Source organism: Vibrio sp. D401a, from assembly GCF_030248515.1.
Taxonomy (GTDB): domain Bacteria; phylum Pseudomonadota; class Gammaproteobacteria; order Enterobacterales; family Vibrionaceae; genus Vibrio; species Vibrio rotiferianus.
The window spans coordinates 92,485-119,286 of the sequence record NZ_JAHGAI010000043.1; the positions used below are offsets into that span (position 1 = coordinate 92,485).

Below are 26,802 nucleotides of genomic sequence, written 5' to 3' on the forward strand. Positions count from 1 at the left end.
GAGATGATGAAAATTATTGAGCAAATTAAACAAGTGAAACGTTCGGTTAAACTTGCCATTGTCGCAGTCGGCATCGGTATTGGTTTGATCTCAGCACTCCCTGCGACCGAAGTTCTGCATGTATTCAGTACCAATGAATTTTGTGCGTCATGCCATACGATGAAACCAATGGCTGAAACGTTTTCTCAATCGATACATGGCGGTAATAACCAACATGGTTTTGTCGCAGATTGTATCGATTGTCACCTGCCGAAATCGAATATTGTCGAAGAGCTTTGGGTAAAAGGAACATCCGGAACTCGCCACCTATGGGGAGAGTTTGTGCTGGGTATGGAATCGCTTGATTATGAAGAACTTCACCCTAAACGTGGTGAGTATGTTTATGACTCAGGCTGTATCAATTGCCACCGAGGCTTGGAAGAGCGCGCTCAAGGTGCGGACGAAAACTCACCTGCATCGGACTTTTCTCATAACCTTGCATTTAACAACAAAGCTAACGATCCATCTTGGAAGTGTTCGAGCTGCCACTACGATATCGCCCACCCTAACTTAAAGCGTGAGATGCGTTTACGTGATGAAGAACGAATTCGTAATTTGGCGGCAACTGAGGGCTTATAAATGAAACATTCATCCGCATTGACACTTGCCATCAGCTTAGCATTGGCTGGTAGCACTTTAGCAGCAGAAGACATCGATAATGGATACGGTGATTACACCATTAATCGAACTTTTGAAGATTTAAAGAAATCACCTAAGGACCTAAAAGCAGCAAAACGTATCGTGTTTGGTTGTTACCTCGGTTGCCACCGACCAGCAAAAGAGGAAGTGCCTGAAACGCTGAGCCCTAAGCTTGAAGGCTTTGATCCGCAATGGTTCTTAGACCAATGGTTCTCTATGGATAATGAGCGCCACGCAGGTATCTCTTCTCAAATGAAAGAGATCGTTTACGCTAACCCGCCTCGTGATATGGCATCGACCGCGATCCTTCTTGGCGCGCAAAAAATGAAGTACAACCCAATGCCGGATGTACTGGAAAGTGAAGAGTTTAAACGCGGAAAAGAAACTTACGACAGAACCTGTAAAGCCTGTCATGGAGAACAAGGCGCATCAACTCAGAAAAACTTCCCGCCATTGAAAGGCCAAATGCCAACGTACATCTATGAACAGATGATTGCCTACCGCGACGGCAAACGTACAAACGGTGCATTAGCAGGCATCATGATGCCTTACGCTAAGATGTTGTCAGACCAAGACTACCGTGATGTAGCGGCTTATGTTTCTGGTCAACGCGTCAAGCCGATTGAAAAGGAAGAGTTTATTACTGGCATCGGAATGCCTGCACCTAAAGGTTTCAAGTTGCCAGAAACAGGTCAAATTCAGAACTTTACTGACACCTTTGGCGAAGATTCTGACTATCAAGGTAATGAGCCTAGTTACACTATCTCTGAATCAGGGAAAGTCGTTCTGGACAACAATACCCAGCTGATGTGGGAACGTGATTCCTCCCGAATCTGGATGACGGCCGTGGAAGGTAAAGAATACTGCGCAAACCTAGAAATCGATGGTTACACAGATTGGCGCTTCCCGTTAATGAAAGAGCTATTCTCCATAGCTGACATGGGTGAGTTCCGTCCGGCTATTAATACCGATGTGTTCTTGAACATGCCTCGTCAAAACTCTGGTATTTGGACGTTCCCTGTTTCTGACCGTCACGATCACGTTTGGCACGTAGGCTTCCCTGATGCTCATATCATGGGTCAACATACCGCTTCAACCAAGCTAGTTCGCTGTGTTCGCGCGGATAACGACGCCGCATACCACAACATGCAATACGTGGATAACGGTGACGGTACAGTCACAGAAAAAGTGACCAATCGAATGTGGCAGCAAAACATTGATTATGTGAAACGCAAGTTCGATGACTCTCTGAAGTACTGCCAAGACTTAGAATATGCTGGCTATGATGACTGGCGCACTCCAGATATCAAGGAGATGAACTCAATTGTAAACTACAACAAAGTTTCTCCAGCTATTGATGAAGAGTTTTTCCCGAACACACCAGTGAAGTCATTCTTCTGGACCAGTACCTCTGATGTTGCCGGCCCTACGCTTCACGTAAGACCGTTATCGGCTCGTAAGAAAAACCAAACGCCTGAGCAATTGGATTTGAGATTTACGGGTGATAACGAAGGTTGGGCACATGGCTATTTGACAGGACAAGGCTTCGGTATGTCAAAAGACTCCGAGTTCTATACTCGCTGTGTTCGCAACCCTTAGTTTTTCAATGAAGCCCTCTTGAGGGCTTCTTTACTTCCACACCAAGAATGTCGCCCCAAAAATCATTTATGGCTCGATTGCGATGATGCTTTCTATTGTTCGAGGTTACTATGAACAAGATTTTAATTCCCCTACTTACCTCTTTGCTTACCTTTTCTGCGTACGCCGATATCGAAGGTCGATATGATGATGGTGCTCGTTGGGCATTCATTTCTGACGATGACTCAAAAAACGTCGCCGTTATTGACACCTTTACGTTTTCCTACACAGACCAGATCGAACTCAAGGCAAAACCGATTCATCTTGAAGTGTCAGACGTACAAGACGTTCTCGTCTACATCGACGGACAAACACCAACCGTCTTCGTCTACGACTTAGTTAAAAAAACACACTGGCAGATGGAGATGGAAAGTGTTCCTACAGAAATTACCTTTCATGCTGATGAAGCCCAACTGGCAGTGGCAATGAAGGATCGCATAGACATTATTAAACCGCTAAAACGTGAATACACCGCCACGATTACCGACATCAAATCGCCGTTTAGCATGAACTTTGATAACGGCGGCTACAACTTGTATGTTTCAGAAAGCAAGTCAGGAAAAACACTTATTTATCGTAATCACGATGGTCAAAGAAGCTATATCAATGTCGGCGAAGGTAACGTATCTGAACTGACTTTGTCACCAGACGCACGCTTAGCACTTACCTCCCAATATAAAGATAATTCCGTGGTTGTTTGGGATCTCTCTATGGAAATGGAATTCAACACCTTCCATTTCGACTCACAACCTTGGCGTCCCTACGTGAGTTCAGATTCTGAATATATTGTTCTTGCCAGTGAAAGTGGTCAAGCGCAAGTTATCGAATCTTGGGGAGGTGAAGTTGTCAAAGAACTCAAGCTTACTGGGGCTCCAAAGTCTATTCGTACTGGTTGGATAGAGACAATGGGCATCATTGAATCAAAGGGAGCTCTGGACATTTTTGAGCTTTCGACCAATACACCAGTTCAATCAGTCTCGTTAAAAAATGACTTGCGAGAAGTAGTTGTGGTTTCAGACTCAAAGACGCTGTTTGCAACGCAAGAAGGCTCTTCAAAACTGTTCGTGTACGACATCCGCACCAAAAAGGTGTTGAAAGAGATCGACACCAAGCTCGCCAAGCCCCACCTGCTAGCAATGGGCATTACAAATACTGTATGTCACTAAAGGAACGAACAATGAGACGACAAACTTCCTATACTATCTATGCTTTTCTAGCGGCATGCTTGCTGAGTTTTAGCGCCGCGGCTAAACCTTTAAAGTTTGAACTGCAAGAGAATACCTTAGGTACTGTGACCGAGAAAAATTGGCACGGGAAATTCCTATTAATGGGTATAGGTTACACCAGTTGCCCAGACATTTGCCCCACCACTGTTATCGATTTAGCGACCGCGGTGAATTCGTTAAAAGAGGAGGCCGATAAGGTTACGCCAATCTTTATCTCTGTTGATCCTAACCGCGATACCGTTGAAAACTTGGACATGTATGTAAAGTACTTTGATCCCAAAATGGTTGGATTAACCGGAACTCAAGATCAGATCAAAGCAATAGCAAAGAGTATGAAAGCAACCTATGGCTACTCTCTTGAAGGCAAGCCGATTTATCCCCCTCTCCCAAAACAATATGAAGTTTACCACTCTGCCTACATCTACCTTTACGGACCAGACAGAGAGCTTATCGATGTATTTGGTTTTGGCGAAGGTGGTGTAAAAATCGGTCAAAGTTTGAAGAGGTATATCAATGAATAAATGGACCTCACTTGCACTGGTTAGCGTAACGTTATGCTTGAGCTTCTCGATAACAGCAAAAGAATGCACCACCCCAGATGGGTTTACACTAGAAAACGCGACTTATCAGCTTACCGAGTTAAAAAGCCCAGTAAGCTTGGTCAATCTATGGGCGGTTTGGTGCCCTCCTTGTTTAAAGGAGTTGCCTGCGCTCGACAGCATAGCGAATAACGAAAATTTTAGTATTGAAACAGTACACATTGGGGATAATCTTCCGGCCATCGAAGAGCGTTTTTCTAAATTGGGTGTTCATCACTTACCGAAAACCATTGAACCAGATATGGGAGCAATTCACGCGCTCGGTTTTCAAGGATTACCAGCCACATTGGTAGTGATTAATGGTGAAACCAAGTTTCGTTATTCTGGGTATATCAAGCAATCACCCGAAGTGATTCAAGACTGGCTAACTTGCTTAAGAGAGGAGCTGTAATCATGAAATGCATGCTTATTTTACTTATTGTCTCCATCAGCTTTTCTGCTTTTGCCAGCACTGAAAGTGATAAAGGCAAAGCGCTTTACATCGCCCCAGGGAAAGGTGGCTGCGCTACGTGCCATGGTGAGACCGGAAATGAGCCCGTGATGCCTATGTACCCGAAAATCGGTGGACAAAACGAACTTTACCTCTTCAATCAAATGAAAGATTACAAGATGAAAAAACGTAAAAACGGCTTATTCATGACCATGGAGGTAGCAATGGAACACTACACGGATGAAGAGATTCGCCTTATGGCTAAATACCTGAGCGCAATTGGAAACCCTTAGGGACTGATACCCCAAAAAAGACGGTCCATAACAAGACCGTCTTTTGGAATTCATACTGTTCAACCTCTTCTAAACTTTTTAATTACTTACCCCATTCACAACAAGTTGCTCTACGCTGTGCTTAGAGATTGTTTTTGTATTGCTCTAACATACTTTCAAGTTCCTTTGGGCTGAGTTTTACCTCTCCAAGTTCATCTTCCAAAAAACCTAACAACATCTCTGCACCCACTTCCCCATTTTCAAAAGCTTGAGAAAGATAGTACGCGGATAGTGTTTTGTTTTCCGGTAAGTAGCAGCCATCGTCATATAGACATGACCCCAAATAAAACTGAGCGCTAGCAAGACCACCTTGAGCCGCTTCCGACATCAACGAGAATCCACGAGCTATATTTTGAACTGATGGCTCTCGTAGTAAAATAAGACCTAAAAGCTCACGGCAATACTCGTCCCCTCTTTCAACAGCGACTTCTAGCTTGGTAACTGCATCTAAAATCCGACCTTGTTCATAAAGCTCATTGGCCTCTGCATATAGCTCATGAGTGGAGGCGGCCAATTGAGTCTTAAGCGCATTACCGCTTGATGACTCGGGTACGCCCTTTTTATACTCAGCGCACGCACTGACGGCAATGCAGAGTAATATTAGAGGTAGACTTTTCATATTCTTACCGTCCAACTTTAAAAGTATGATATTAGAATATGGATCATCGAGCTCATTGAGTGAAACTTAAATCGGCGTATAGCAAGATATTTTCAAGCTCACTTCACATTCGCTTGTACTATCCCGCTACCTAGCTTCCAATTTGATATGAACTTAGTTTTTGGGCTCTGCTGCTTCTTTTTTCTCTTCTCTAACGCTTGTATTTTCAATGATTTCGGCAACGTCTTTAGTCTCCGTGTCTACCCACTTCATAAACACTTGATAACCAGCCGCTAAGAATGCCGCACCGATGAACATGCCAAGAATACCACCAGACATCATGCCGCCAACTGCACCAATTAGAACAATCGGCATGGGGACATCTAAACCACGACCCAGTATCAATGGCTTTAAGAAGTTATCAATTAAACTAGCGGCGATCAGTAAGATGGTAAAGATGACGTTATGAACCGTGCCACTATCCCCCGCCCACAATAAGCCGACTGCGACCAAAGCAATGATGGTGACCGGAAGCTGAACGATAGCGAAGACTAATGCGATAAGCGTAAACAAAGCCGCAGCAGGTACGCCTGATAATGCAACAACGCCACCAAATGCCATTGCTGTTAAGAAAGCGATACCAATAATACCCACTGCAACTTGCCTGATGGTTGCAGTAGTGAGCTCATGCAAGTCTGGCCCTCTGACTTCATCAGTAAAGCTAATGAAAATCTTACGTATCGATTTTGCTGCAGGTTGTTCCCAGGCCAACATAATACCTGCGATAATAATCGCACCAATCAACATAAACATGCTTTTCGCTGCGCCTGTCGCACTATCCACAAACCAGCTAAAGAAGGTCTTAATCTGCGGCTGACGCTTCTCAATAAAAGTTGGCAAATCATCTGCGGCTTCATACCAAACCGCATGAACTTTCTCACCGACCAAGGGCCAGCTTTTCACACTGTCTGCTGGTTTGGAAACAACCAACGTACCATCTCGATACGACTCAAGGGCACCAAGCGTCTTAGAAGCAAACGAGTTACCAACCATTGCTGTCGGTGTACCGAGGAGCAACACTCCGACAATGGCAATCAATGTTGCTGATCGAGAAGAACTCAAACTGAACTTTCTTTCTATCAATAATTTGATTGGATAGAGTGCGATTGCCAGTACGAGAGCCCAAAGCAAGATAGGCAGAAAGGGTAAGAACGCCCACCAACAGACAATAACGATAAGTGTCGTTACTGAAAACCTAATCAATGAAGTAGTAAGAGCTTTCGCGAGAACTTTCTCTAGATTTTCATTTGAGTTACTCAAAGCTTGATTTCTCCCATCTAGCGAATCCGAAGCATTTGATGCTTTAATTACAGAAAGCTTCGAACGAATATTAAATACACCTCAGAAGCCAGTCTGCCCAATACGCTTGTACGCATCTATATAACCTAGTACACCCTCCCGTATATTCCACGGTTTCGTTGCGTCAAGTACCGAATAAATTGAATTTGGTGATGGTATTCGGGTTTTCTCTGTTTGGATTTTAGTTAACGCTCTCAAAGCTTTATATTTGTGTGCAATTGCACTATTTAGCTTTAAGGGCAAACATGTCAGAACTTAATCGTATGCGTTCAGGTGAGATGTATAACTGCTTGGACAAAGAGCTTCAGATGATGCGTGATAGTACTTCTGCATTGATCTTCAAATTCAATCATGAATCAGACGCAGAAAAACGTCATGCACTACTGACTAGTATGGGGGTGAGCTTAGGTGAAGGAGCATGTATCCAAGCGCCACTGCAACTAACCTACGGCTGCCACCTAACCATTGGAAAAAATAGCTATATCAACTGGGATGCGATCATATTAGATAATGGGAAGGTCGCTATTGGTGCGAACGTGATGATTGGTCCACGAGTTCAAATCTATACCGCTGCACATGCTTTAGAAACCGAGCAACGCCTTGCTGGAGATGAAACGGCCAAGCCAGTGACAATCAAAGACAAAGTATGGGTTGGAGGCGGTGCCATCATCATGCCAGGAGTAACCATCGGAGAAGAAGCTGTTGTAGGAGCTGGCTCCGTGGTAACCAAAGATGTTGCAGCCGGAGATCGCGTCGTCGGAAATCCTGCCCGCTCCATTAAAAACGGTTGATAACCTTATCATTCTAACGAATTGAAAACCCGACTAGTTCAACGGTTTGTATAGGGTATCTACCGATATACTCTTTCTTTTCTTTCAAGGACTTGCTTTATGGACTTTTCGACAAAGTCGTTAATAGTAGCGCTTTCCCTCGCCACCAGTACGCTGTCATTTGCGGCAACAGGTGAAAACGCTATTCCAGAAAGAACGATATCAACGAGCTTCCCATCAACTCAGGCTTGGTTGAACCACGTCAAAAAGGGATTAGCCCCATATTGGATGGATGAGAAAGCCTACGGGGATCCTATTGGGAACTTCCCTACTTTCCGTTGCAACGACGGCCGCAAGCTAGATACGGAAAATGTTTGCCCTGAATTAAACCGTGGCTGGATTACTCCTCACTTTGGTCGTGAATACACCCGTATGAAGTCACGCCAAACGTACGCTTATGGGGTACTTTATCACCTAACTGGGGACACACAGGCTCTTGAGCTTGCTAAGAAAGGGGCATATTACCTTATCAACGAATTGCAAGATAAAGAGCACGGCGGCTTTGTCTCATTTACGCAAAACAAACAAGTGGGCTTAAAGTGGACGCAACGTACGTCACAAGACCAAGCTTATGCCCTCGTTGGGCTAGCGATGTATTACTACCTGACACGAGATCCAAACGTAGAGAAAGTGCTTATCGAACAGCAAAAGTTTATCTTCGATAATTACAAAGTGAACGATGAAGTTGGCCTAGCTTGGGTATTGGAAGATGGCGATGAACAGAGTGCAAAGCAGCATGAGTTGGTCGCGCAACTGGACCAAATTAATGGCTATATGCTTTTGGTCGCGCCTCTTCTTCCTGAGCCTTACAAAACACAATGGCTAAATGATCTTAAGTGGTTAACTAACACCTTAGTTGAGCACTATCACTCAGATCAGGAACAGCGCTTCTACGGTGCTATTCATCATAAAGCGGTAATGCAACCCAACGCTAAGCACAACGACTTTGGTCATACGATCAAAGCGTATTGGATGACTTATCTCGTTGGCGAACAGTTGCAAGCATCTGATTGGCAGCAGTTTGCTATAGAAGGAATGAGAACCACTCTGGAACGTGCCGAATATCAGTTCCCATTTGACCCCGTCAGCGACTACTTCTCTGCGGAACTACAAAACGAATGGGCGAACAAAGCAATTCCAGCGTGGCAAAGTCGGCCATACTCTAATGGCAGTTCTTCATGGGAGTGGGCTGAGCTCGACCAGTCTGCAATGACACTTGCCATCCTAGATAGCAAGGTTGGAAACGTACTACCATACACCACTCGCACCTTTATGGATGCATGGGTCGATCATCAATATGGAGGCATTGGCCTCGAACCAAAATCAACCAAAGCGTTCCATTGGGGCAATGGTTATCATCAGTTTGAACACGCGTTAATCGGCACGCTAACATCTGGTGCGTTAAACCATCAACCGATCACCTTATACTATGCGAATGAACAGAAGCCAATGCCAAGCTTCACTCCATACTATTTCAAGGGTAAGGTAAAACACGTTGGTTTAATAGACGACGGTAAGCGCCAAGCGGTAACGTTTACAGGAATTACTCCCTAGTCGTTCTTAATCCATCACCTACTAGCCAACAAAAAAGGCGACCTACTGGTCGCCTTTTGTTTCCTCACGCTAGTTAGATTTTGAACGCACCGACATAGCGGTCGAGGGTTTGAGAAAGCTCGGCCAATTGTTGGCTTGATTGCTCTAGTTGCTGACTCGCATTTAAGCCATGCTTAACTGAGTTACTCACTGTATCCATGTTCATGTTGATCTCGTTAGCCACGGTCGATTGCTGCTCCGTCGCTGTCGCAACTTGGGTATTGATGTCAAGGATGGTCATTACTTGCTTAGAAATCGCTTCTAATGCCTGTCGAGCCAACTCCGTTTCCGTGGTTCCCTCTTCTATCAACGCTTTACTGTTGCTCATTGAGTTCACCGCATTCTGTGCTTCTGTTTGTAAGCGGCTGATCATTGAATCAATCTCGTCCGTTGACTGAGCGGTTTTTGTTGCAAGGTTACGAACCTCATCCGCAACAACTGCAAAACCTCTGCCAGCATCTCCCGCACGCGCTGCCTCAATCGCTGCATTTAGCGCCAATAAGTTCGTTTGCTCAGAGATCCCTCGAATTACCTCTAGAATAGTGCCGATCGACTGTGTGTTATCAGCTAAGCTAACAATAATGCTAGACGTACTATTCATCTCTGTTTCAAGATTGCTGATCGCCGTTGTAGTTCTTTGGAGCGTTTGATATCCCGCTTGCGTCTCGTCAGTCGCTGTACTAGCCGCCCCGGCTGCGCCCGCTGCGTTTGATGCAATTTCATTTACCGTTGCGATCATTTCGTTCATAGAAGTGACCACCAGCATTGTTTGTTCATTTTGCTCTTGGCCTCGCGAAAGAGCTTGTAGTGACTGCTCTCGAAGCGCGATGGCTGAACCATTAAGTTCGACCCCAGTGTTGACGACTTGAGAGATAATGCCATGTACCTTTTCAACAAATAAATTAAATGCCGATGATATTTGCGCGACTTCATCATTTCCCTTAATCGGCAAGCGGACCGTTAAATCACCATCGCCTTGTGAAATGTCATTTAATGCATTCTTAAGCACCGATAGAGGTTGCATCAGTTTGCCCAATAATAATGAGAGCACAACAACACACAGCACGAATATGACAACCATTGAGCCAAGCTGATAGGCAATGATGCCATTAGTCGCCTGGCTTACTTCAGTAATTGGAATACCGATATCGAATGTGCCATACAGCTGACCATTTAAATAGATTGGCGCCATAATGTCGAATACCCACACCTCTTGTACATCCGCATACCACTTGGAATATTGCTGAACGCCTTTCGTTGCTCCTTCGACCGTGTAATCATCTTCGTATGTTTTGTTGAGCTTCTGCTTGTCACTGTGTGCAACCGCCGTAACATTGCTATCAATCACAATCGCATAGCTAACATCTGAACGTTGCTTTAACCCGTCAACAAGGGCTTGTAGATCTTCTAATGGCTGTTGTGAGTTCTCTAGAATATAACCCGCATTTTCAGCTAGGAACTCTGCTTGAACTTGAGATTTGTGTAAGATGATGTCATCTATTTTTTGACTGGATATAAGATAGGTCGACGCCATACTCGCCATGACAGCAATGCCAAACATGGCACAAACGGCTAATAGGATTATTCTCTTCATTCTGATTGTCTCAACGCAATTTATTAATGTCCATCTACAGGGGTGTTTAAGCCTTGCACTTTGATACTGACAACTGAAAGCCAAGCCATCGAAGACCCGACGTTAGATGTAAATGTTCAGTTACTTTATCTGAAGAAAATGCAACAACTTTAATAAAATTGGTGATTAATTATATAAATATCACACTTTTAGAATTTGAAAGCTGAGTAAGTTTCCGTGTATTCGCTCCAAAGTAGATTAGCTAACCGTTCGGTAACCACTAGTGTGCTAGGATCCAAACATTAGCACTCTGTGTAATTTGGTTATTTATGCTTGTACTACTGATCGAAGACGACAAAGTTTTAGCAGCCTCACTAAGCGACTATCTATCACTTGATGGCATTGAATGCGACTTTGCTTATAACGGACAAACGGGACTTAATCTAGCAACGCAAAATGAGTATGACGTGATTGTCTTGGATATTATGCTGCCAAAGCTCAATGGCTTCACTGTCTGTCAGCAGCTAAGAGAAAATGGCATTAACACGTCGATTTTGATGATGACAGCAAGGGACTCACTCAATGATAAGCTCCAAGGTTTTGACTCAGGAACTGATGATTACATCACTAAGCCATTCGCCATGGCAGAACTCAGTGCTCGCTTAAAAGCATTATCAAAACGACGTACCAATTGTGTCTCAAATATTATTCAGGTTGATGATCTCAAATTAGATCTCAGTACCCATAAAGCACATCGAGACGGCAACGAATTAACACTATCACCGCTTGGCTGGAAACTACTGGTGACACTTGCGAAACACAGCCCAAAAGTCGTCACAAAAGAGACTCTTCAACAAGAGGTTTGGGGTGACGAAACCAATGCCAACAACTTGAAGGTCCAAATGCACAAGTTAAGGCAAAGTGTGGATAAGCCTTTTTCTAGACCGTTAATTCACAGTGTTCCTAGAGTCGGTTTTGTATTACGAGGGCAAGGCGATGCCTAGTCTGAAGAAAAGAATTTACCTTTTTATCACTGCTTTTCTTGTAATTGTTTTATTACTTATCTGTGCCCTAAACTATATGGTGTTAGGTAATGCCATTAGTGTTGATACGCGTAATATGATGATCTACCAAGGTAAGTTTATTGAAGAGCATAATCTGGAACAATCATTAGCAAAAGATACGCATAGTAAAATCATTGCAACTTACAGTGCTATCGATGACATTCCGCTGTATCTCAAGAAAGGATTTCCTTGGGCAAAGATGCAACCAGGCAAACTACACGAACGTTCACTACACAATGATGAGAAACAAAGGATTTACGCTTATGCATTAAAGTACGAACTACAAAACCAGCGCGGTTATTTATATATAGTCTCGGAGTACCAAGAGAGTATAGAGGAAGAAATGCGCTACGATGAGACCATCGTTGTCGCGAACACCTCCCTTATCATCATCATATCCTGCGCCGTGCTTTTCAGTTTCACCATCATTTTCATTCTGATTTATCGCACTCTGCTAAGTCCAGTTCGAGCACTGTCCAGCTGGTTGGATACACCAAGCAAAGCCATTCCCGATGACAAAATCAAATATCGAGAAATGATAGCCATTGCTAAAGGCTACCAAGAAAGTAATCAGAAGCAAAAAGAACTTATTGATAAGGAGGAGTTCTTCTTAAATACGATGAGTCATGAGCTACGAACGCCTATTGCGATCATATCATCCAGCGTGGAACTAGTAGAAAGGCTCGACACAAGCCCGAAAGTTACCAAAGTTAATCATAGAATCGACTACGCGATTAAGAATATGAACATCCTCGTAAAGACACTACTTTGGCTCTCGAAGAAAGACGCTCAACCCCTTGAATATACAGAAATACATCTTTCAGACGTTATCGAAAATGTCATAAAAGACAACGAATACTTACTCATGGGGCGTGAAACAAAACTCTCTATAGAAACGGAATTAGATGAAGAGTGCATCGTCACAGATAACTATGGCGCAGTATATTTAATTCTGGTTAATTTATTGAGAAATGCACTTCAACACAGTATCGATGGCATCATTACTATTCATCACCACAAAGGCGTTGTGACCATCAGCAATCCAGTCGAGCAACAAGAGCAAAGTACCGATAACGAATCATACGGCTATGGCTTGTACTTAGTTGAGAAAATTTGTTCAAATCGCAACCACTTGTTTTCTCTAACCTACAAGGCTGGCTCAGCGACTGCGATAGTCGATTTATCTGCGTCGATAACCGATTGATAACCTCTCATGCATTATGTTTAGGCTCAAATATAAGCATTGAAAGAAGGTTGTATGAGCAATACAAAAGCAAAGCTAGCGATTTTAGCTACAAGTGTTTTATTGGCAGGAAACGTAAACGCCAACGAGCAAATCTATGATTACGTAGTCGTTGGAGCTGGAGCCGCTGGGCTCTCCGCTGCTTACAAACTTCAGGAGCTCAACAAAAACTTTATCGTGCTCGAAAAAAATAACCGTGCTGGCGGTATCGCTCACACCGGAATCAAAGGTAGCTTCCATTATGCGAAAGGGACGGAATACCTCGGTAAACCAGAAGGACAGCTTGCAAAAGTCATTCAAAAACTGAAGATTCCATTGGTTGAAATCCCCTCTCCAATGGATATCGCATTCTATCAAAACGAAATGCACATCGGAGACAAACAACTCGCCCACCTCACCATCAGCGAGTCAAGTGAAGAAGAGTTTCAGCACTTTATTGATGTTCTCAATCAGTCTCGATCACTTTCGCGCCAAAAGTTGAGTCAACTGGACGAAATAACGGCAAAACAGTGGCTAGATTCACACCATATCTCGCCGTTTATTCAATTACGCTATAACGTCATGTCTCGTGGGTTATTCGGAGCAAGTCTCGATGACATCTCAGCCTTAAGCTTTATCCCTGAGGCGAGTTTTGATTACGTAGATGTAACCGACGTTAGTGAGCTTATTGAAGAAGAATCCTCCCAGTCTGGTTCGTGGACAACACAAAGCGGTATTTCTACCATTGCTACGTCCATCGCCTCCACGTTGGGAGATAAAATCCAGTATCGCTCAACAGTTCAAACCATTGAGAAAACGCCTAACGGATACAAAGTTCATTTTTCTCACAAAGGAAAAAATAACACTGTACTGGCCAACAAAGTGATCGTAGCAGTGCCCGCACCAATCGCTCAATATATCGCCCAACCAGTACTGACTGATGAGCAAAAATCGGTGCTATCTCAAGTTAAATATTCCCAATACATAACCGTCGCTCTATTTTCTGAACAGCCAGTGTTTAATAAAGCATTCGATATGGCGATCATCGGAAAAGGTTACGTGACTGACCTATATGATTCAACATGGGTAGAGCGCCACTATAATCAGGACCTTAAAAAGGTGGATGAGTATATAGCGAGCGCCTACCTAGCACCGAAAACCGCATCGGATATGTCACTGTTAACACTATCGGACTCAGAGATATTGGATATCGTCACGAGTGAGCTCTCTTTGGTAGTGCCGGACATCAATAACAAAATAGAGGGTTATGACATCACACGTTTCAATGCTGCCTATCCGGTTTTCGACCCTTACTACTTTCATAGACTTGTTCAATTAAAAGCGAGTTTTAGAGGCGTATACCTCGCGGGAGATTATATGTCCTATCCGACATTTGAAGCGGCTTTTGAGTCCGGACATGAAGCGGTCTTGCAAGCTGAATCAGATGAAGAATAAATGGTAGAGAAAGCGATACTAAACAATGAAAAACCTTACCTTTACCTCTTATCAAGATTCGCATTTCCACTCATGCGTTGATCTTGTGATGTCTACATGGAACCTTCACTCAGGTTTTGTCAATGTACCGAATATACGGATTGTCTACGAACATTATCTCACCACTTGCCTTAACTGGAATCACCACCTTGATGTCGTTCTCGATCCTCAAGGAAAAGTGGTGGGCGTACTCTTTGCAAGCAAAGAAAATATCTCTTACCTAGAAGAACTCAAATTTGCCAAAAAAGACAAGAAGCTCAATAAATGGAAGAACAAAAACCTTGCTGCTGGTAATTTTGGTGAAAAAGAGTCAGCAAAAAAGGCCTTCTCCGGATTTCTAAAAAATGACTGCGCAGGAGAGCAAGATGCCGCTATGTTTGACGGTGAAATCAATCTATTCATCGTGGGTGTAGAACTAAGGGGACGAGGCATCGGATCATTGCTATTGGAACGTTATGTCGAGTTTTGTAGAACGAATGAACTCAAGAGAATCTTCTTATGGACGGATTTAACCTGCAACTATAAGTTTTATCTTAATCAAGGGTTTGTTTTGCATAAGAGATTTAAGACCTACTCAAAGTTTCAACAAAAGTGTAGCATTGCTGATGGAATGATCCTCTACTTAGATATCAGGCCTGAGGTTCAAGACTTTAGATTATCATAGCGTGGAAAAAAGCGACCCTTGAGGGTCGCTTTTTATATTAGTTTGCATCTAAGGCAGTAGCACTGTGTCGATTACATGAACCATACCATCGCTCAGTTTGTTATCAATATCGACCAACCCTGCTTCCGACTTGTTTGCCATGATCAACCCGTTTTCAAAACTGATGGTGTTGCCATCAAGCATATTTATTTTTTTTGCTCTTACGACAGAACGTGAGTTGCGAGTATCAAGCGTCACATGATAAGCAAGTACCGCTGCCACGCCTTCTACTTCGAGCAAGTCAACGGCTGCATTGAATGCGTCTGCATCGGTCGACGTTCCTGTAAGGTCGTAAAAGGCCTGGTCAGTAGGCGCGAATACTGTGTACTCAGTGCCATCAAAAATAGCAACGGTTCCTGTGGCGATGAGCGCAGCAACTAGGATGTCAAAATCACCACCATTATCATCAAAATCAAACGGTTCGCCCGATGCCCCAACGGCGAATTCAACGATACTTGCGTCTATTTCATCTGCCCATTTAGGTTTTTTTGCCAGAGCGCTGGTGCTGAATAGTGAGAATAGAGCAATACTTACGATCAGGCTTTTGAGTGTGCATTTAAAAGTGTTCATTATCAGTCTCCTTTCTTAGCGTTAAAAACGCTATCACCCGAGAATTACGGGTGACTTGAGGCCGGAGATCATTTTTTAAATCGAAACCGATAGCACTTTTTTGCCATTATGAAATTAGTTTAATTTGTAGAAGTTTGAGATGTTATTATGCCGTCAGTTTCCTACATTATAACAGCCACCGAAGCCGTCTAATATTGACGGCTTCTTTCTAAGTAGAACTTAACAAGGTGAAAAGGGTTTATTAAAAACCAAACTTACCATTACCATTCTTCCACTCTGACTTCGGTGGAATCGCCTCAATCGTGTCCCAATGCTCTACAATCTTACCGTTGTCGACGCGGAATAAGTCATAAAACGCTACATGTTGGTTCATGAACTGGCCTTCGCTCACTGATAACACGAAGTTCCCTTCACCGAGAATCAAATGATTTTTGCTGTACATCATCGGCATACCCGCTTCCGCTAATTGCTTTAGCGCAACGCTCAGTCCGCTTAAACCATCAGCAACCGCAACGTTGTGTTGGATGTAGTCACTGTCTTTCTCACCGATGAACTTACTGATCTGAGACATGTCCCCTTTCATCAGAATGGTTTGAACAAAATCAGAAACAATGGCTTTATTCTCATCTGTTTTATTTACGTCTGTGATTTCTGTTGCACCGTCAAATTGAGTTCGGCCACTTGGGTTTGGTTTCGCCACGTCTTGTAAGTTATCCCAGTGCTCAACGATCAGCCCATCTTCAAAACGGAAGATATCAAAACCCGCTTTTGGTCCGAAAAAATCGTACTCGGTATGCAAGGCAACGTAATCACCATCTTGAATGGTGCGAATTACTTTTGCTTTAGCACTGCCTTCCGGCAGCATTTTCATCACTTCTCCAAAGCCCGCTAAACCATCTGCAACAGCAAGGTTGTGCTGAATGTACTTGTTTGGGTTGATATAAGAAATAGCCGTTTGGTCGCCAGTTTCTATGCTTGAGATAACGGCAACGGCTTTGTCTCGATTCGGTAACTCATCGGCGTTTACAGCGAAAGAAACACTTGCAAAAACAGTAGATGCGATGACAGAGCTAGCGAAAAAGCGAGTCAATTTATTCATATTATTTTCCTCTTATTGGCTTGGGAATAATAATAAAAATGAATCATAGACTCGTCTGTGTGAATACGTGTCGAAAAATGGTCAATATCGAACATGAACACCAAAGTACGTTCATATTCAATATCATAACTGGGGTTCTTTGTACTGCTTCTGAAATTGGCTTGGCGTCATATCTGTCTGATTTTTAAAGTATCGAACAAAATTACTCGCATCTTCAAAACCAAAGTCAAAAGCTAACTGTTGGCTGGTAACATTACTGACAACCAAGCGTCGCTTTATCTCAATCGTGACAAACGCATCAATCATTTGTTTCGCGGTTAAGTTTGTCGCCAACTTACAAATCACATTTAGTGTTTTGTAGGTTGACCCTATCTGCCCCGCGTACCAGTTCGCATCACGAATTCGCTCATAATTGGCTTGGAGTAAATCAAAGAAACGAGCCAGCTTGTAGCTCTGCTCTTTGGTTAACTTGTCATGGCGCTCTTCAGGACGCAGACGATGCAGCATCAACGCAAAAGATGAGAACAAATACATAACAATCAATGGATCGGAACGCTTGTTTTCCATCTCTTTAATCACTTCGCCAATAAGCAGTTTTGCACTTAAACGCGTCTCACCATCTAAGTTCAATACCGGAGAATGAGTCTGATTTAAGTGTGTTGGTGTGTAGCTGGGTAGGCGCATGTTTGCATGCACTTGGTCGAGAAACGCTTGGGTGAAAAGAATCACTTTACCGGAAGGCTTTTGCGATAAGTCGAAAGCTTGCACTTGCTCACGACGAACAAAGATAATGCTACCTGACTCAAACGGATACTGTTTAAAGTCCACCATGTGCATACCACTGCCTTGTTCAATATAAACCATCATAAAGAAAGTAATGCGGTGTGGCTTCTGGGGTGAATGACTTCTGTACTCTTGTCCATGTAAGCTTTCTAGATCGAAGACTTCAATCTCCGCTTGATTAGATTTGTTATGGTCAAAGCCTACCGTTGGTATTGGTATTTGCATTCACCCTCCACTCGTTACTACTTGTATTTTGGCTAATTTAAATCGGATTATGCCACCAAACTTTACCACATCACATTACCTAGGTAGTGACTAAGGACGTGAATATTTGTCTATTCCCCCAACTCCAAAAGCAACAAAGACAAGCCGAAACCTGCCTTTGTTTATTGCTATTAAGAAACCTGTTTTCCCTCGACGGGTTTTGCGTGGCTCGCGCTTTGCTCTGTGGCAACCATATCATCAAACTCTGAGACTTTTGCCAAGAACGCGGGCTTGTCGTTACTTGGGATCGAACTTGCCAATGGAAGATCTGCTTTCATCGCATCGACCGCGCGGTTGCGCACCAGTACTTCGAAGTGCAAGTGTGGCCCTGTTAGACGTCCTGTCGCACCTGAAAGCGCAATCTTCTGTCCACGCTTAACATGCTCACCCTTCTTTACCAAAAAGCGGCTCAGGTGCAAGTAGCGAGTTTTATAGACACTATTGTGCTCAACCACTAGATACTTGCCCGCGTATGGGTGGTTACGAACCGCGACTACTTTTCCATCACCGGTTGAATATACAGGAGCACCAACTGGCGTCGCGAAGTCAGTACCATTATGAGGAGAAATTCGTCCCGTCACTGGGTGTTTTCGGTTAGGATTAAATGGCGAAGTGATACGACGGTATTGCTTATCAATTGGGTAGCGGTTAAACGCTTGTTCTAGACTGTTCCCATCGCGATCATAGAAGCGGCCATCTTGAGCCAAAAACGCTTCTACGTCTTTACCATGCATTTTAATTGCAATGCCCTGCACTTCCGTGTTGCCCGTCAAATGATCATCAACATACTGACGACTTACCAACACGTGAAAACTGTCGCCAGCACGAAGCTCACGGGCAAAATTCACTTTGTCGCGCAATACACGTGTGATGTTGGCAATCTGGGTGGTGGTTAGTCCTTGTTGATGGGCAGAAGAAGAGAAGCTACCGTTAATCGTACCTGAGTACATTTCCTCGCGCCATTCACCAGGTTCTTCAACAAAGTTATAGGCAAACGAGCCATCGTCATTTCGTGTGTAGATAGCGCGTTCAACGAGGCTCTCGTGAAAAATAACTTGTTTTAAAGTCTTGGAGTCTCTATCAACCATAAGCTCAAGATGATCTCCCGGCTTAATGGTATCGAGCTTAAGTGAAGTTATATCAGCTTTAAGCAGTTTTTGCGTGGTTTCGTATGGGACGCCCCATGAGGAGAAGATCGTGCTAAGTGTGTCACCTACTTTAACGAAGTAGTGAATGCGCGCAATGTTGTCGTGATCTTGTGTTACCAGTTTGGCGCTTGGTGTCGTGTCGTCTGTCTGAGCCTCATGTACGCGAGCGCTCTCTAGCTCGGAATAAGGCGTGACCTTAATGGTGATTTCTTCTGGTTTCGTTTCTGCTTGGTAGGTGAGGTAAGCTGCGAGAGAGAATGCAGTAGCTGCAACACCAATGAGTGAATAACGAACAAACTTCATAGTACTTGGGATAATCGGAAACAATAATTGTTATGTTATAACATCTAAGTCTCAAAATTTAAACATTGCGTATTTGAGAACTTTGTTTCTAAGCTTTTCTAGTCTCGCTAAGCGCCTATTTTGCTTAAATAAACCTTACTGAAAGGTAAACTCCTTTTACCTCTCAGTAAGTTTTTCTATTACAGAGGTTTTGCCCGAATATGGAACACATCTAGACACGATTAGGTTGTTCATTTAGATCTCGATGGTTGAGGCTCAACTCTGTTAAAGCCTAACTAAGATAAAAGAGCAACCAAAGTTTCTAATACTTACAAGCCCAACGATGGACAGATCGTGGGGCTTTTCTAATTTAACAAGAGAAGCTATTCTCAGGTTTTATTCCTTCATATTTCTCACATCGTTATCCGAGTAAAAACGTGCCCAAAGAACCCAAAAGAATTCAATCCGTTGAGCGAAGCTTTACCATTCTAGAAGCGCTTTCTTTACATAATGCGCCTATGTCATTACAGCAAGTCAGTGAAGCTGTCGTGCTTAATAAAACCACGGTGCACGGTTTACTCGCGACCATGAGTGAGTTGGGATACGTTTCTCGAGTAAAACAGGGCTACACATTGGGACTGCGATTTCGTAATCTCTCCAAGTCACTTGAGCAAAAGGACGAATCGATTCGTCGGCACTTTGCTTCTCTTTTGAAGAAGATGGCACAGTTGACAGATAACACCGCCTATCTTGCTGTTCAAAGTGGCGCGCAGGAATACCTTTATCTGGATGCCATCGAACGAGATAACCCACTAACGATCCGCAGCCCACGCGGCAAACGTGAGGGGCTAACTACCTCTGCAATTGGTAAAGTCTTTTTGGCCTTTGATGAGGAACTCCGACGACGCTTGCGCTTGCAAGACCAACTCTCCCCGTCGTTAGAGAAAGAACTGAACGTGGTTGCCGACAATGGTTATGCGTTGGACTTAGAAGAAGCGGAACCGAACTTAAACTGCCTTGCCATCCCGCTCTATCTTGAGGGAGAGCTCGTTGCCGTCGCGGGTGTTAGCGGTCATACAAAAGAACTAAACCAGCAGCGTTTAATTCATTTTGCGTCCGTCTTTTTGAAACGCTAACACGCCTCCTATCCTCGGAATAATAACCACTGAGCTTATTGAATTCGACATTGTCGAATCTTGCTGTGTTTGTTCCCTTTATGACGCATTTTGTTCCGGTTCACTCTTAAACTCACCACATACTCAATGAATGTTTAGGAGTCCCCTATGTCTACTGTTTTAATCACGGGCGCAAATCGTGGTCTTGGTTTGGAGTTTGTTCGTCAATACGCAAACAAAGGTTGGCATGTGCTGGCCGCCTGTCGCGCGCCAGAATCAGCAAATGCACTGAATGAACTAGCAAAAAATAACGACAACATTGAGCCATTAACGCTCGATGTAACAAAAGAATCCGACATCAATGCGCTGGCAGACAGTCTGAATGGCCGCCCTATCGACCACTTGATATTAAATGCAGGCGTGCTTGGTGACGCTTGCGCAAAACTCGGTGAAATGACACAAGCTAAATGGCTAGAAGTGCTAACCATCAATACCGTTGCTCCTGCTCTACTTATCCAAGCGTTACAAGACAACGTTGCAGCTAGTGAACTCAAAACCATCGTCGGTATCTCGACTCGCGTCGCGAGCCTTGGTGATAACAGCTCAGGCAATATGTACAGCTACCGTACGTCTAAAGCGGCACTGAACCAAATTCTGGTATCAGCAGCGCAAAACCTACGCGAGAAAGGAGTGAAAACATTGGCGATTCATCCAGGCTGGGTACAAACCGACATGGGTGGCAAAGACGCGACCTTTACCCCAGAGCAAAGTGTGTCTGGCATTATTAATGTTGCGTCAAACTTAACGCTGGAAGAATCTGGCAGCTTCCGAGTATTCGATGGTTCAAGCATTGAATGGTGATCTGAAAAAGAATCTCCACGTAACACAACCTATTGAAAAGCAGCTTAAATTAGCTGCTTTTTGATTATAAGCCTGAACGACAAATTCTTAGTTTTAACTTAATCAATAAAAATATCTGACTTAGAATAGCCACCTTAACAAACAGAACACGAGGGATCGTATGACTCGCTTTACTCCATTGAACGTCGCGAAACACCAACTCAACAACCGTTTGGTTGTGCCACCGATGGCCTCTCAAACCGCGACAACCGATGGCATTGCCACCCAAACCACTATTCAACACTATGACAAACTGGCGCAATCGGGTGCAGGTCTTGTGATGGTGGAATACAGCTTTGTGGATTTTACCGGCCGAAGTGAACCGAACCAGTTAGGTGCACACAGCGATGACTGCATCGAGGGAATGCAAGCGATCGCAAAAGTCATTCATGCTCGCGGTGCAAAAGCAGGCTTTCAAATCACACATTGCGGCGGTAAAGCACAGTTAGAGGTATGCCCTGATTTAATTGGACCTTCCGGCATAACCGTTCCCGCTTACGATCGCGTGCTACCACAACCAAAAGCAATGACATTGGAAGACATGCTTGTTTGGCGTCAGAACTTTATCGATGCTGCGCTTCGTGCCGACAAGGCTGGGTTTGATTTTGTCGAACTGCACTGTGCCCACGGTTATGGCTTGAACCAAGTTCTTTCTCCAGTAACAAACCAACGTGATGATCAATACGGTGGCTCATTAGAAAACCGCACTCGTTTGGTGGTCGAGATCATCGAAGCAATCAAAGCCAATAGCAACATTGGGGTGATGGTGCGAATCCCCGGTCAAGACCTTTACCCAGAAGGATTAACCCAAGAAGACATGGTAGAAGTGTGCCAGTTGCTGATTAAAGCAGGCATGGACATCATTGATGTGTCATCTGGCATTGGTGGTTGGAATCGTCCTAAAGATCGCCGCGGCGAAGGCTATCTGGTATCAGAGTCCACCTTCCTCAAGCAAGCGGACTTGGGTGTTCCTATCATTGGTGTTGGTGGAATTGAAAGCGCAGAGTACATCGACCAAGCCGTAAACAACGGTTGGCTCGATTTGGCAGCTGTTGGGCGTGCCATCTTGAAAGACCCTCTCGCTTTCAATCAACAAATCATGCAGCAAGAAGTCAGCGCATAGCCTCCCTATTCAAAAAAAACAAATGCCGAAGTGAACTGCATCACCTCGGCATTTTTGTTTTCGGGTTGTTTCTGTTTTTTGGTTATCTATATTTTCGTGCTTATATTTACTCACGGTTAAGGCAGAAGACGAATTACCACTTAACGATACCCAACGTCACTTTAACGCCACCTACAAGCGTTGAACCACCATAGTCTTTTGCAAGGCGCAGCAGAGTGTCATGAAAGCCCAAGTTTGGAAATGCCGCTTCCACTTCTGCAATGACTTCTTTACTCAACCCCTTACGAACGCTGCCTTTGGTTGCATCAATCCAGTCTGCTTTTCGGCATGCTTCGATGACTTTCTGGTGCGGCCCTTTATACGGCGAAATCTTATGGTGCCAATGAATAGCACCGCGCAAAGCATCAGGATCTACCCCCCAGTCAAAGTGTTCATTATCTGCCAATGCCACGGCTTCAGAGGGTTCGAGATAAGCCAATTCATGGTCAGTCCACAAACCAATGTCATGATAAACAAATGCCGTTTCAACTAACTGCTCGTATTGCTCATCATTACCGAGGAAATGCATCGCATAAGTGATGGTTCGATAAACATGATTACGATAGCCCGGAAAGTCATCTCCGATTTGATCTTTATATTTGGCAAACAGCAATTCGACGCGTGGACGCTCCAATTTAATTTCGATATTTTCCATGCTGCCCCCCTATTACTTTTCAATAACAAGAATAGCAGCCGCTCTGTACAGATGCCGAAGAACTTTCTTTAAAAACATTCATTATCTTTGAAATTTTACTTTATGCAAAGAGGTCTCCTCCAAGTAACTTATTAATGGAGCACATTTATGCAAAAAAACATGACTGCTGTTAGCGAACGAAATATTGGCTATAGTCTTGGGGTTCTGGGAGTAGCATTGGTATTAGCTTGGATCGGTATATACAAGTTTACTCCGACTGAAGCAGACCTCATTAAACCATTAGTAGAGAATCATCCTGCCATGAGGTGGTTGTACTCCGTCATATCCGTGCAAGCCGTATCAAACCTTATTGGTGCTGTGGAAATCATTGTCGCTATTGGATTGGTAGTAGGTTTAAAAAATCGAAAGGTCGGCTTCTTTTCAGGTGTTTTTGCTACCGTAATTTTTCTATCTACACTTAGCTTCCTGATCACAACACCAAATACTTGGAAAGTGTCTGATGGAATTTTAATAACGAACTTCTTCTTAGTAAAAGATATATTATTTCTGTCAATCTCAATTAGTGTAATTGAAAAGAACAGATAATATTGGCTCGTGATAAATAGAGGAATCATAGTAATTCCTCTATTTATTAAGCTCCTTTTCCATTAAAAAGTTAGTCAGCGTTTGCCCTCTGATATCTACTGACTGCTGCTTAGCTACAATGAATCCGTGACGTTCGAAAAACGGTTTTGCGGTTAAGCTGACATTAGCGTATAAGCGATGGTTGAAGTTTCGCTCACCCTCTGCGATTAGCTGCTGCATCAACGCTGTGCCAACTCCCTTCCCTTGATGTTGCCAGTGACAAAAGAAGTGATCGACATATCCATCTGGTTGTAAATCTGCATACCCAACAACTTGTCCATCAAGTAACACGACAAATGGATTTAATAACGCTATTTTCTTGTTCCAGTCTTCAGCTACATAGATGTTTGGTGCCCAAGCGCTTACCTGTGCGTCCGTATAATCGTTTATACATATTTTTCTGACCGTATAGTAGAAAAGCGTTCTCAATGTTTCTTCATCACCACTTTCAAAGCGTCTAATTTCTAACATTCTGCCTCCTTTGCTACTTTTACGTTGCCACAATCTCAACTCTATCGCTCACGCTTTCGGCCAAAAATTTGATATTAGCCGTCATCTAAGGCTTGGGGCGAACAAACTTGGCCGTTGCAGATACTCGAGTTTCATCACCGACTTCTAAGCATGCAACCAAATGGAAAATGCCTCTTGTTTCTTTCACGATGCTTGCAGTGACACGTAGCTCTTCACTGACCTTAATGGGTGCATGAAAGCGCATTTCTAATTGAGCGGTCAACGCCTTCACTCCATTTGCTAGCAAACAATGAGTCATTGCACCATCCACCAAGCATGTTGCAATGCCGCCATGCAGTAAACCGCTATAACCTTGGTGATGTTCGTTTACTATAAATGATGCGACTACGCTGTTTTTATCTTGAGTTTGGTATTCCACCCCTAATGAGTAAGGGTTCCCTTTGGAACATACTGCGCAATAGTGATGGGAGGTTAATGTTTCACACATAAGATCGTCCTTAAAAGTTATTAGCATATGCCAATTACCTTTCAATGAGCTCTCTGTAAACATTGTTTCCAATTGACACTGTTCTTACACGTCAAGTAAATCACGCCTCTATAAAAATACATTATTAAAATTATAATCAACGATAATTTTACGTTTCATTACCTTCACTTTATCTTTAGCTTCAACAAGGTTGCTTGTTGAGATGGCTCTGTCACTCCAACGATAGCTAACAAGCCGAGATAAGAAGGTTAAATATGAAATTTCTTCACACTATGATCCGCGTTGCTGATCTAGATAAGTCCATTGAGTTTTACACCAAAGTTCTTGGTATGAGCGAGCTTGATCGCTTCGAAAACACAGAATACCGCTACACACTTGTGTTTGTCGGTAACGCAGACCAACCAGGAAGCGCGACGATTGAACTGACTTACAACTGGGACACAGATAGCTATGACCTAGGTAACGCGTTCGGTCACATGGCATTGGGTTGTGAAGATATTTACGCTGCATGCGACAAAATCAAAGCACTTGGTGGCAATGTCACTCGTGAACCTGGTCCAATGAAAGGCGGTGAAACTCATATCGCATTCATTAAAGACCCTGACGGTTACCAAATCGAATTGATTCAAACAAGCAAATAACGAGGTTAGTCATGAAAGATACATTGTTTCAACCTGTACAACTTGGTTCTCTAACGCTTCAGAACCGTATCGTTATGCCACCAATGACTCGCTCTCGTGCAAGCCAACCTGGCAATGTAGCAAACGACATGATGGCTGAGTACTATGCACAGCGCGCATCTGCGGGTTTGATTGTTGCAGAAGGCACACAGATTTCACCTATGGGTCAAGGTTACGCTTGGACTCCGGGTATTTACAGCCAAGAACAAATCGCAGGTTGGAAAAAAGTCACTGACGCAGTACATGCAAAAGACGGCGCGATCTTCGCTCAGCTTTGGCACGTAGGCCGTGTAACTCACCCTGACAACATCGGTGGTGAACAACCAATTTCTTCTTCTGCACTAAAAGCAGAAAACGTGAAAGTGTTTATCGATAACGGCACGGATGAACCTGGTTTCGTTGACGTGGTAGAACCGCGTGAGATGACGAAAGAAGACATCAAAGTGGTTATTGAAGAGTACCGTCAAGCGGCATTGAATGCGATTGAAGCGGGCTTTGATGGCATCGAGCTGCACGCAGCAAACGGCTACCTTGTAAACCAGTTCATCGATTCTGAAGCAAACAACCGTACAGATGAATACGGTGGTTCAGTTGAAAACCGTCTACGTTTTTTGGGTGAAGTGGTTGAAGCGATGACTCAAGCGATTGGTGCTGATCGCGTTGGTGTTCGTCTTGCTCCGTTTACGTCACTAAACGGTACTGTAGATAAAACACCAGTAGAAACTTACACAGCTGCTGCGGCACTGCTTGATAAGCTAAACGTTGTTTACATGCACATTGCAGAAGTAGACTGGGATGACGCACCAGATACGCCTGCTGAGTTCAAAACAGCCGTTCGTGAAGCTTACAAAGGCACCATCATTTATGCTGGTCGCTACAACACAGAGAAAGCAGCTGAAGCTCTAGAAAGTGGCTTGGCAGATATGGTTGGCTTTGGTCGTCCGTTCATCGCGAACCCTGACCTACCGAACCGTATCAAGAACGATTACCCGTTAGCGGCTCACGATCCTGCGACGCTGTTTGGTGGTAACGAAAAAGGTCTGTTGGATTACCCGACTTACCAAGCAAACTAAACCGTTGAGCTTGCCTAGTTCAGCCGACTTATTTGAATAGGCAAGTTGAATAGACAAAAACCCCGCAGATGAGTTTGAATGCATCTGCGGGGGTTTCTTTTTTAGCGCCCAGTGTTATCAGACATTATGGCTTGGGTATTGAAATGCGTT

General features: G+C 43.8%; 28 protein-coding genes. 18 read left to right on the top strand and 10 right to left on the bottom strand.

Features of this window, described 5'->3' with window-relative positions:
• Positions 1 to 6: 6 nt before the first annotated feature.
• From KIV41_RS17805 to KIV41_RS17830, 6 genes are all read left to right on the top strand, one after another.
• A complete protein-coding gene (locus tag KIV41_RS17805; protein ID WP_010452073.1) occupies positions 7 to 618 on the top strand; it encodes a NapC/NirT family cytochrome c in 612 nt (203 codons plus the stop codon).
• Positions 619 to 2,277, top strand: coding sequence for a DUF1566 domain-containing protein (locus KIV41_RS17810; RefSeq protein WP_010452076.1), 1,659 nt, complete (start codon positions 619 to 621; stop codon positions 2,275 to 2,277).
• A 110-nt stretch (positions 2,278 to 2,387) separates the two neighbouring features.
• Entirely contained in the window at positions 2,388 to 3,482 is a 1,095-nt protein-coding gene (locus KIV41_RS17815) for a YncE family protein (RefSeq protein WP_285337205.1), read from the top strand.
• Between the two features lie 11 nt (positions 3,483 to 3,493).
• On the top strand, positions 3,494 to 4,063 hold the full coding sequence (locus tag KIV41_RS17820; protein WP_285337207.1) for an SCO family protein: 570 nt from the start codon (positions 3,494 to 3,496) through the stop codon (positions 4,061 to 4,063).
• The gene (locus KIV41_RS17825) at positions 4,056 to 4,532 is read left to right on the top strand and encodes a TlpA disulfide reductase family protein (RefSeq protein WP_045385027.1); all 477 of its coding nucleotides are present in this window, start codon (positions 4,056 to 4,058) and stop codon (positions 4,530 to 4,532) included. The genes KIV41_RS17820 and KIV41_RS17825 overlap by 8 nt, the downstream gene beginning before the upstream one ends.
• Positions 4,533 to 4,534: 2 nt before the next feature.
• Positions 4,535 to 4,864: a cytochrome c gene (locus KIV41_RS17830; protein ID WP_285337209.1), complete on the top strand. Its 330-nt coding sequence runs from the start codon at positions 4,535 to 4,537 to the stop codon at positions 4,862 to 4,864.
• A 121-nt stretch (positions 4,865 to 4,985) separates the two neighbouring features.
• Here the strand turns inward: KIV41_RS17830 and KIV41_RS17835 are convergent, their stop codons facing one another.
• Positions 4,986 to 5,522 (bottom strand): hypothetical protein, encoded by a 537-nt coding sequence (locus KIV41_RS17835; RefSeq protein WP_285337211.1) that lies wholly within the window; start codon positions 5,520 to 5,522, stop codon positions 4,986 to 4,988.
• Between the two features lie 153 nt (positions 5,523 to 5,675).
• Positions 5,676 to 6,821, bottom strand: a complete 1,146-nt coding sequence (locus KIV41_RS17840; protein WP_285337213.1) for an AI-2E family transporter — start codon at positions 6,819 to 6,821, stop codon at positions 5,676 to 5,678.
• A 284-nt stretch (positions 6,822 to 7,105) separates the two neighbouring features.
• Between KIV41_RS17840 and KIV41_RS17845 the strand changes: the two genes are divergently transcribed.
• Together KIV41_RS17845 and KIV41_RS17850 are read left to right on the top strand one after the other, a co-directional pair.
• Positions 7,106 to 7,651, top strand: coding sequence for a sugar O-acetyltransferase (locus KIV41_RS17845; protein WP_285337215.1), 546 nt, complete (start codon positions 7,106 to 7,108; stop codon positions 7,649 to 7,651).
• 99 nt (positions 7,652 to 7,750) lie between these two features.
• Positions 7,751 to 9,244, top strand: a complete 1,494-nt coding sequence (locus KIV41_RS17850; protein WP_285337217.1) for an AGE family epimerase/isomerase — start codon at positions 7,751 to 7,753, stop codon at positions 9,242 to 9,244.
• Between the two features lie 73 nt (positions 9,245 to 9,317).
• Here KIV41_RS17850 and KIV41_RS17855 read toward each other — a convergent pair whose 3' ends face one another.
• Positions 9,318 to 10,877, bottom strand: coding sequence for a methyl-accepting chemotaxis protein (locus tag KIV41_RS17855; RefSeq protein ID WP_285337219.1), 1,560 nt, complete (start codon positions 10,875 to 10,877; stop codon positions 9,318 to 9,320).
• Positions 10,878 to 11,185: 308 nt separating this feature from the next.
• On the opposite strand from KIV41_RS17855, the gene KIV41_RS17860 reads away from it, so the two are divergent.
• The 4 genes from KIV41_RS17860 (at position 11,186) to KIV41_RS17875 (ending at position 15,300) form a co-directional block, all read left to right on the top strand.
• A complete protein-coding gene (locus tag KIV41_RS17860; RefSeq protein ID WP_010452098.1) occupies positions 11,186 to 11,860 on the top strand; it encodes a response regulator transcription factor in 675 nt (224 codons plus the stop codon).
• Positions 11,853 to 13,124: a HAMP domain-containing sensor histidine kinase gene (locus KIV41_RS17865; RefSeq protein ID WP_285337221.1), complete on the top strand. Its 1,272-nt coding sequence runs from the start codon at positions 11,853 to 11,855 to the stop codon at positions 13,122 to 13,124. Before KIV41_RS17860 ends, KIV41_RS17865 begins: the two co-directional genes overlap by 8 nt.
• 54 nt (positions 13,125 to 13,178) lie before the next feature.
• Complete coding sequence (locus KIV41_RS17870; protein WP_285337223.1) at positions 13,179 to 14,597, top strand: FAD-dependent oxidoreductase; 1,419 nt, start codon at positions 13,179 to 13,181, stop codon at positions 14,595 to 14,597.
• 88 nt (positions 14,598 to 14,685) lie between these two features.
• Positions 14,686 to 15,300: a GNAT family N-acetyltransferase gene (locus KIV41_RS17875; protein ID WP_285337225.1), complete on the top strand. Its 615-nt coding sequence runs from the start codon at positions 14,686 to 14,688 to the stop codon at positions 15,298 to 15,300.
• A 48-nt stretch (positions 15,301 to 15,348) separates the two neighbouring features.
• On the opposite strand, the gene KIV41_RS17880 is transcribed toward KIV41_RS17875, so the two are convergent.
• From KIV41_RS17880 to KIV41_RS17895, 4 genes are all read right to left on the bottom strand, one after another.
• On the bottom strand, positions 15,349 to 15,909 hold the full coding sequence (locus KIV41_RS17880) for a fasciclin domain-containing protein (RefSeq protein WP_138943371.1): 561 nt from the start codon (positions 15,907 to 15,909) through the stop codon (positions 15,349 to 15,351).
• A 241-nt stretch (positions 15,910 to 16,150) separates the two neighbouring features.
• Positions 16,151 to 17,008: a hypothetical protein gene (locus KIV41_RS17885; protein WP_285337227.1), complete on the bottom strand. Its 858-nt coding sequence runs from the start codon at positions 17,006 to 17,008 to the stop codon at positions 16,151 to 16,153.
• A gap of 123 nt (positions 17,009 to 17,131) precedes the next feature.
• Complete coding sequence (locus tag KIV41_RS17890; protein WP_373417616.1) at positions 17,132 to 18,010, bottom strand: helix-turn-helix transcriptional regulator; 879 nt, start codon at positions 18,008 to 18,010, stop codon at positions 17,132 to 17,134.
• A gap of 176 nt (positions 18,011 to 18,186) precedes the next feature.
• The gene (locus KIV41_RS17895) at positions 18,187 to 19,506 is read right to left on the bottom strand and encodes a peptidoglycan DD-metalloendopeptidase family protein (RefSeq protein ID WP_285337229.1); all 1,320 of its coding nucleotides are present in this window, start codon (positions 19,504 to 19,506) and stop codon (positions 18,187 to 18,189) included.
• A 416-nt stretch (positions 19,507 to 19,922) separates the two neighbouring features.
• Between KIV41_RS17895 and KIV41_RS17900 the strand changes: the two genes are divergently transcribed.
• The 3 genes from KIV41_RS17900 to KIV41_RS17910 all read left to right on the top strand — a co-directional run bounded on the left by KIV41_RS17900 (position 19,923) and on the right by KIV41_RS17910 (position 22,623).
• Positions 19,923 to 20,621: an IclR family transcriptional regulator gene (locus KIV41_RS17900; protein ID WP_285337230.1), complete on the top strand. Its 699-nt coding sequence runs from the start codon at positions 19,923 to 19,925 to the stop codon at positions 20,619 to 20,621.
• Positions 20,622 to 20,768: 147 nt separating this feature from the next.
• Positions 20,769 to 21,461, top strand: a complete 693-nt coding sequence (locus KIV41_RS17905) for an SDR family oxidoreductase (RefSeq protein ID WP_285337231.1) — start codon at positions 20,769 to 20,771, stop codon at positions 21,459 to 21,461.
• A gap of 160 nt (positions 21,462 to 21,621) precedes the next feature.
• Positions 21,622 to 22,623: an NADH:flavin oxidoreductase gene (locus KIV41_RS17910; RefSeq protein ID WP_285337232.1), complete on the top strand. Its 1,002-nt coding sequence runs from the start codon at positions 21,622 to 21,624 to the stop codon at positions 22,621 to 22,623.
• 133 nt (positions 22,624 to 22,756) lie between these two features.
• Here KIV41_RS17910 and KIV41_RS17915 read toward each other — a convergent pair whose 3' ends face one another.
• On the bottom strand, positions 22,757 to 23,317 hold the full coding sequence (locus KIV41_RS17915) for a phosphohydrolase (RefSeq protein WP_285337234.1): 561 nt from the start codon (positions 23,315 to 23,317) through the stop codon (positions 22,757 to 22,759).
• A 147-nt stretch (positions 23,318 to 23,464) separates the two neighbouring features.
• On the opposite strand from KIV41_RS17915, the gene KIV41_RS17920 reads away from it, so the two are divergent.
• Positions 23,465 to 23,902, top strand: coding sequence for a DUF417 family protein (locus KIV41_RS17920; RefSeq protein ID WP_285337236.1), 438 nt, complete (start codon positions 23,465 to 23,467; stop codon positions 23,900 to 23,902).
• Positions 23,903 to 23,941: 39 nt separating this feature from the next.
• Here KIV41_RS17920 and KIV41_RS17925 read toward each other — a convergent pair whose 3' ends face one another.
• Both KIV41_RS17925 and KIV41_RS17930 read right to left on the bottom strand, forming a co-directional pair.
• Positions 23,942 to 24,412 carry a GNAT family N-acetyltransferase gene (locus KIV41_RS17925; RefSeq protein WP_285337238.1) on the bottom strand — a complete coding sequence of 157 codons (471 nt, stop codon included), beginning with the start codon at positions 24,410 to 24,412 and terminating at the stop codon, positions 23,942 to 23,944.
• 85 nt (positions 24,413 to 24,497) lie between these two features.
• Positions 24,498 to 24,899: a PaaI family thioesterase gene (locus KIV41_RS17930; RefSeq protein WP_285337239.1), complete on the bottom strand. Its 402-nt coding sequence runs from the start codon at positions 24,897 to 24,899 to the stop codon at positions 24,498 to 24,500.
• A 254-nt stretch (positions 24,900 to 25,153) separates the two neighbouring features.
• Here KIV41_RS17930 and gloA point away from each other — a divergent pair, with 254 nt between their 5' ends.
• Both gloA and KIV41_RS17940 read left to right on the top strand, forming a co-directional pair.
• On the top strand, positions 25,154 to 25,540 hold the full coding sequence (gene gloA / locus KIV41_RS17935; protein ID WP_010452114.1) for a lactoylglutathione lyase: 387 nt from the start codon (positions 25,154 to 25,156) through the stop codon (positions 25,538 to 25,540).
• 11 nt (positions 25,541 to 25,551) lie between these two features.
• Positions 25,552 to 26,652 (top strand): alkene reductase, encoded by a 1,101-nt coding sequence (locus tag KIV41_RS17940; protein WP_041052864.1) that lies wholly within the window; start codon positions 25,552 to 25,554, stop codon positions 26,650 to 26,652.
• Positions 26,653 to 26,802: the final 150 nt, after the last annotated feature.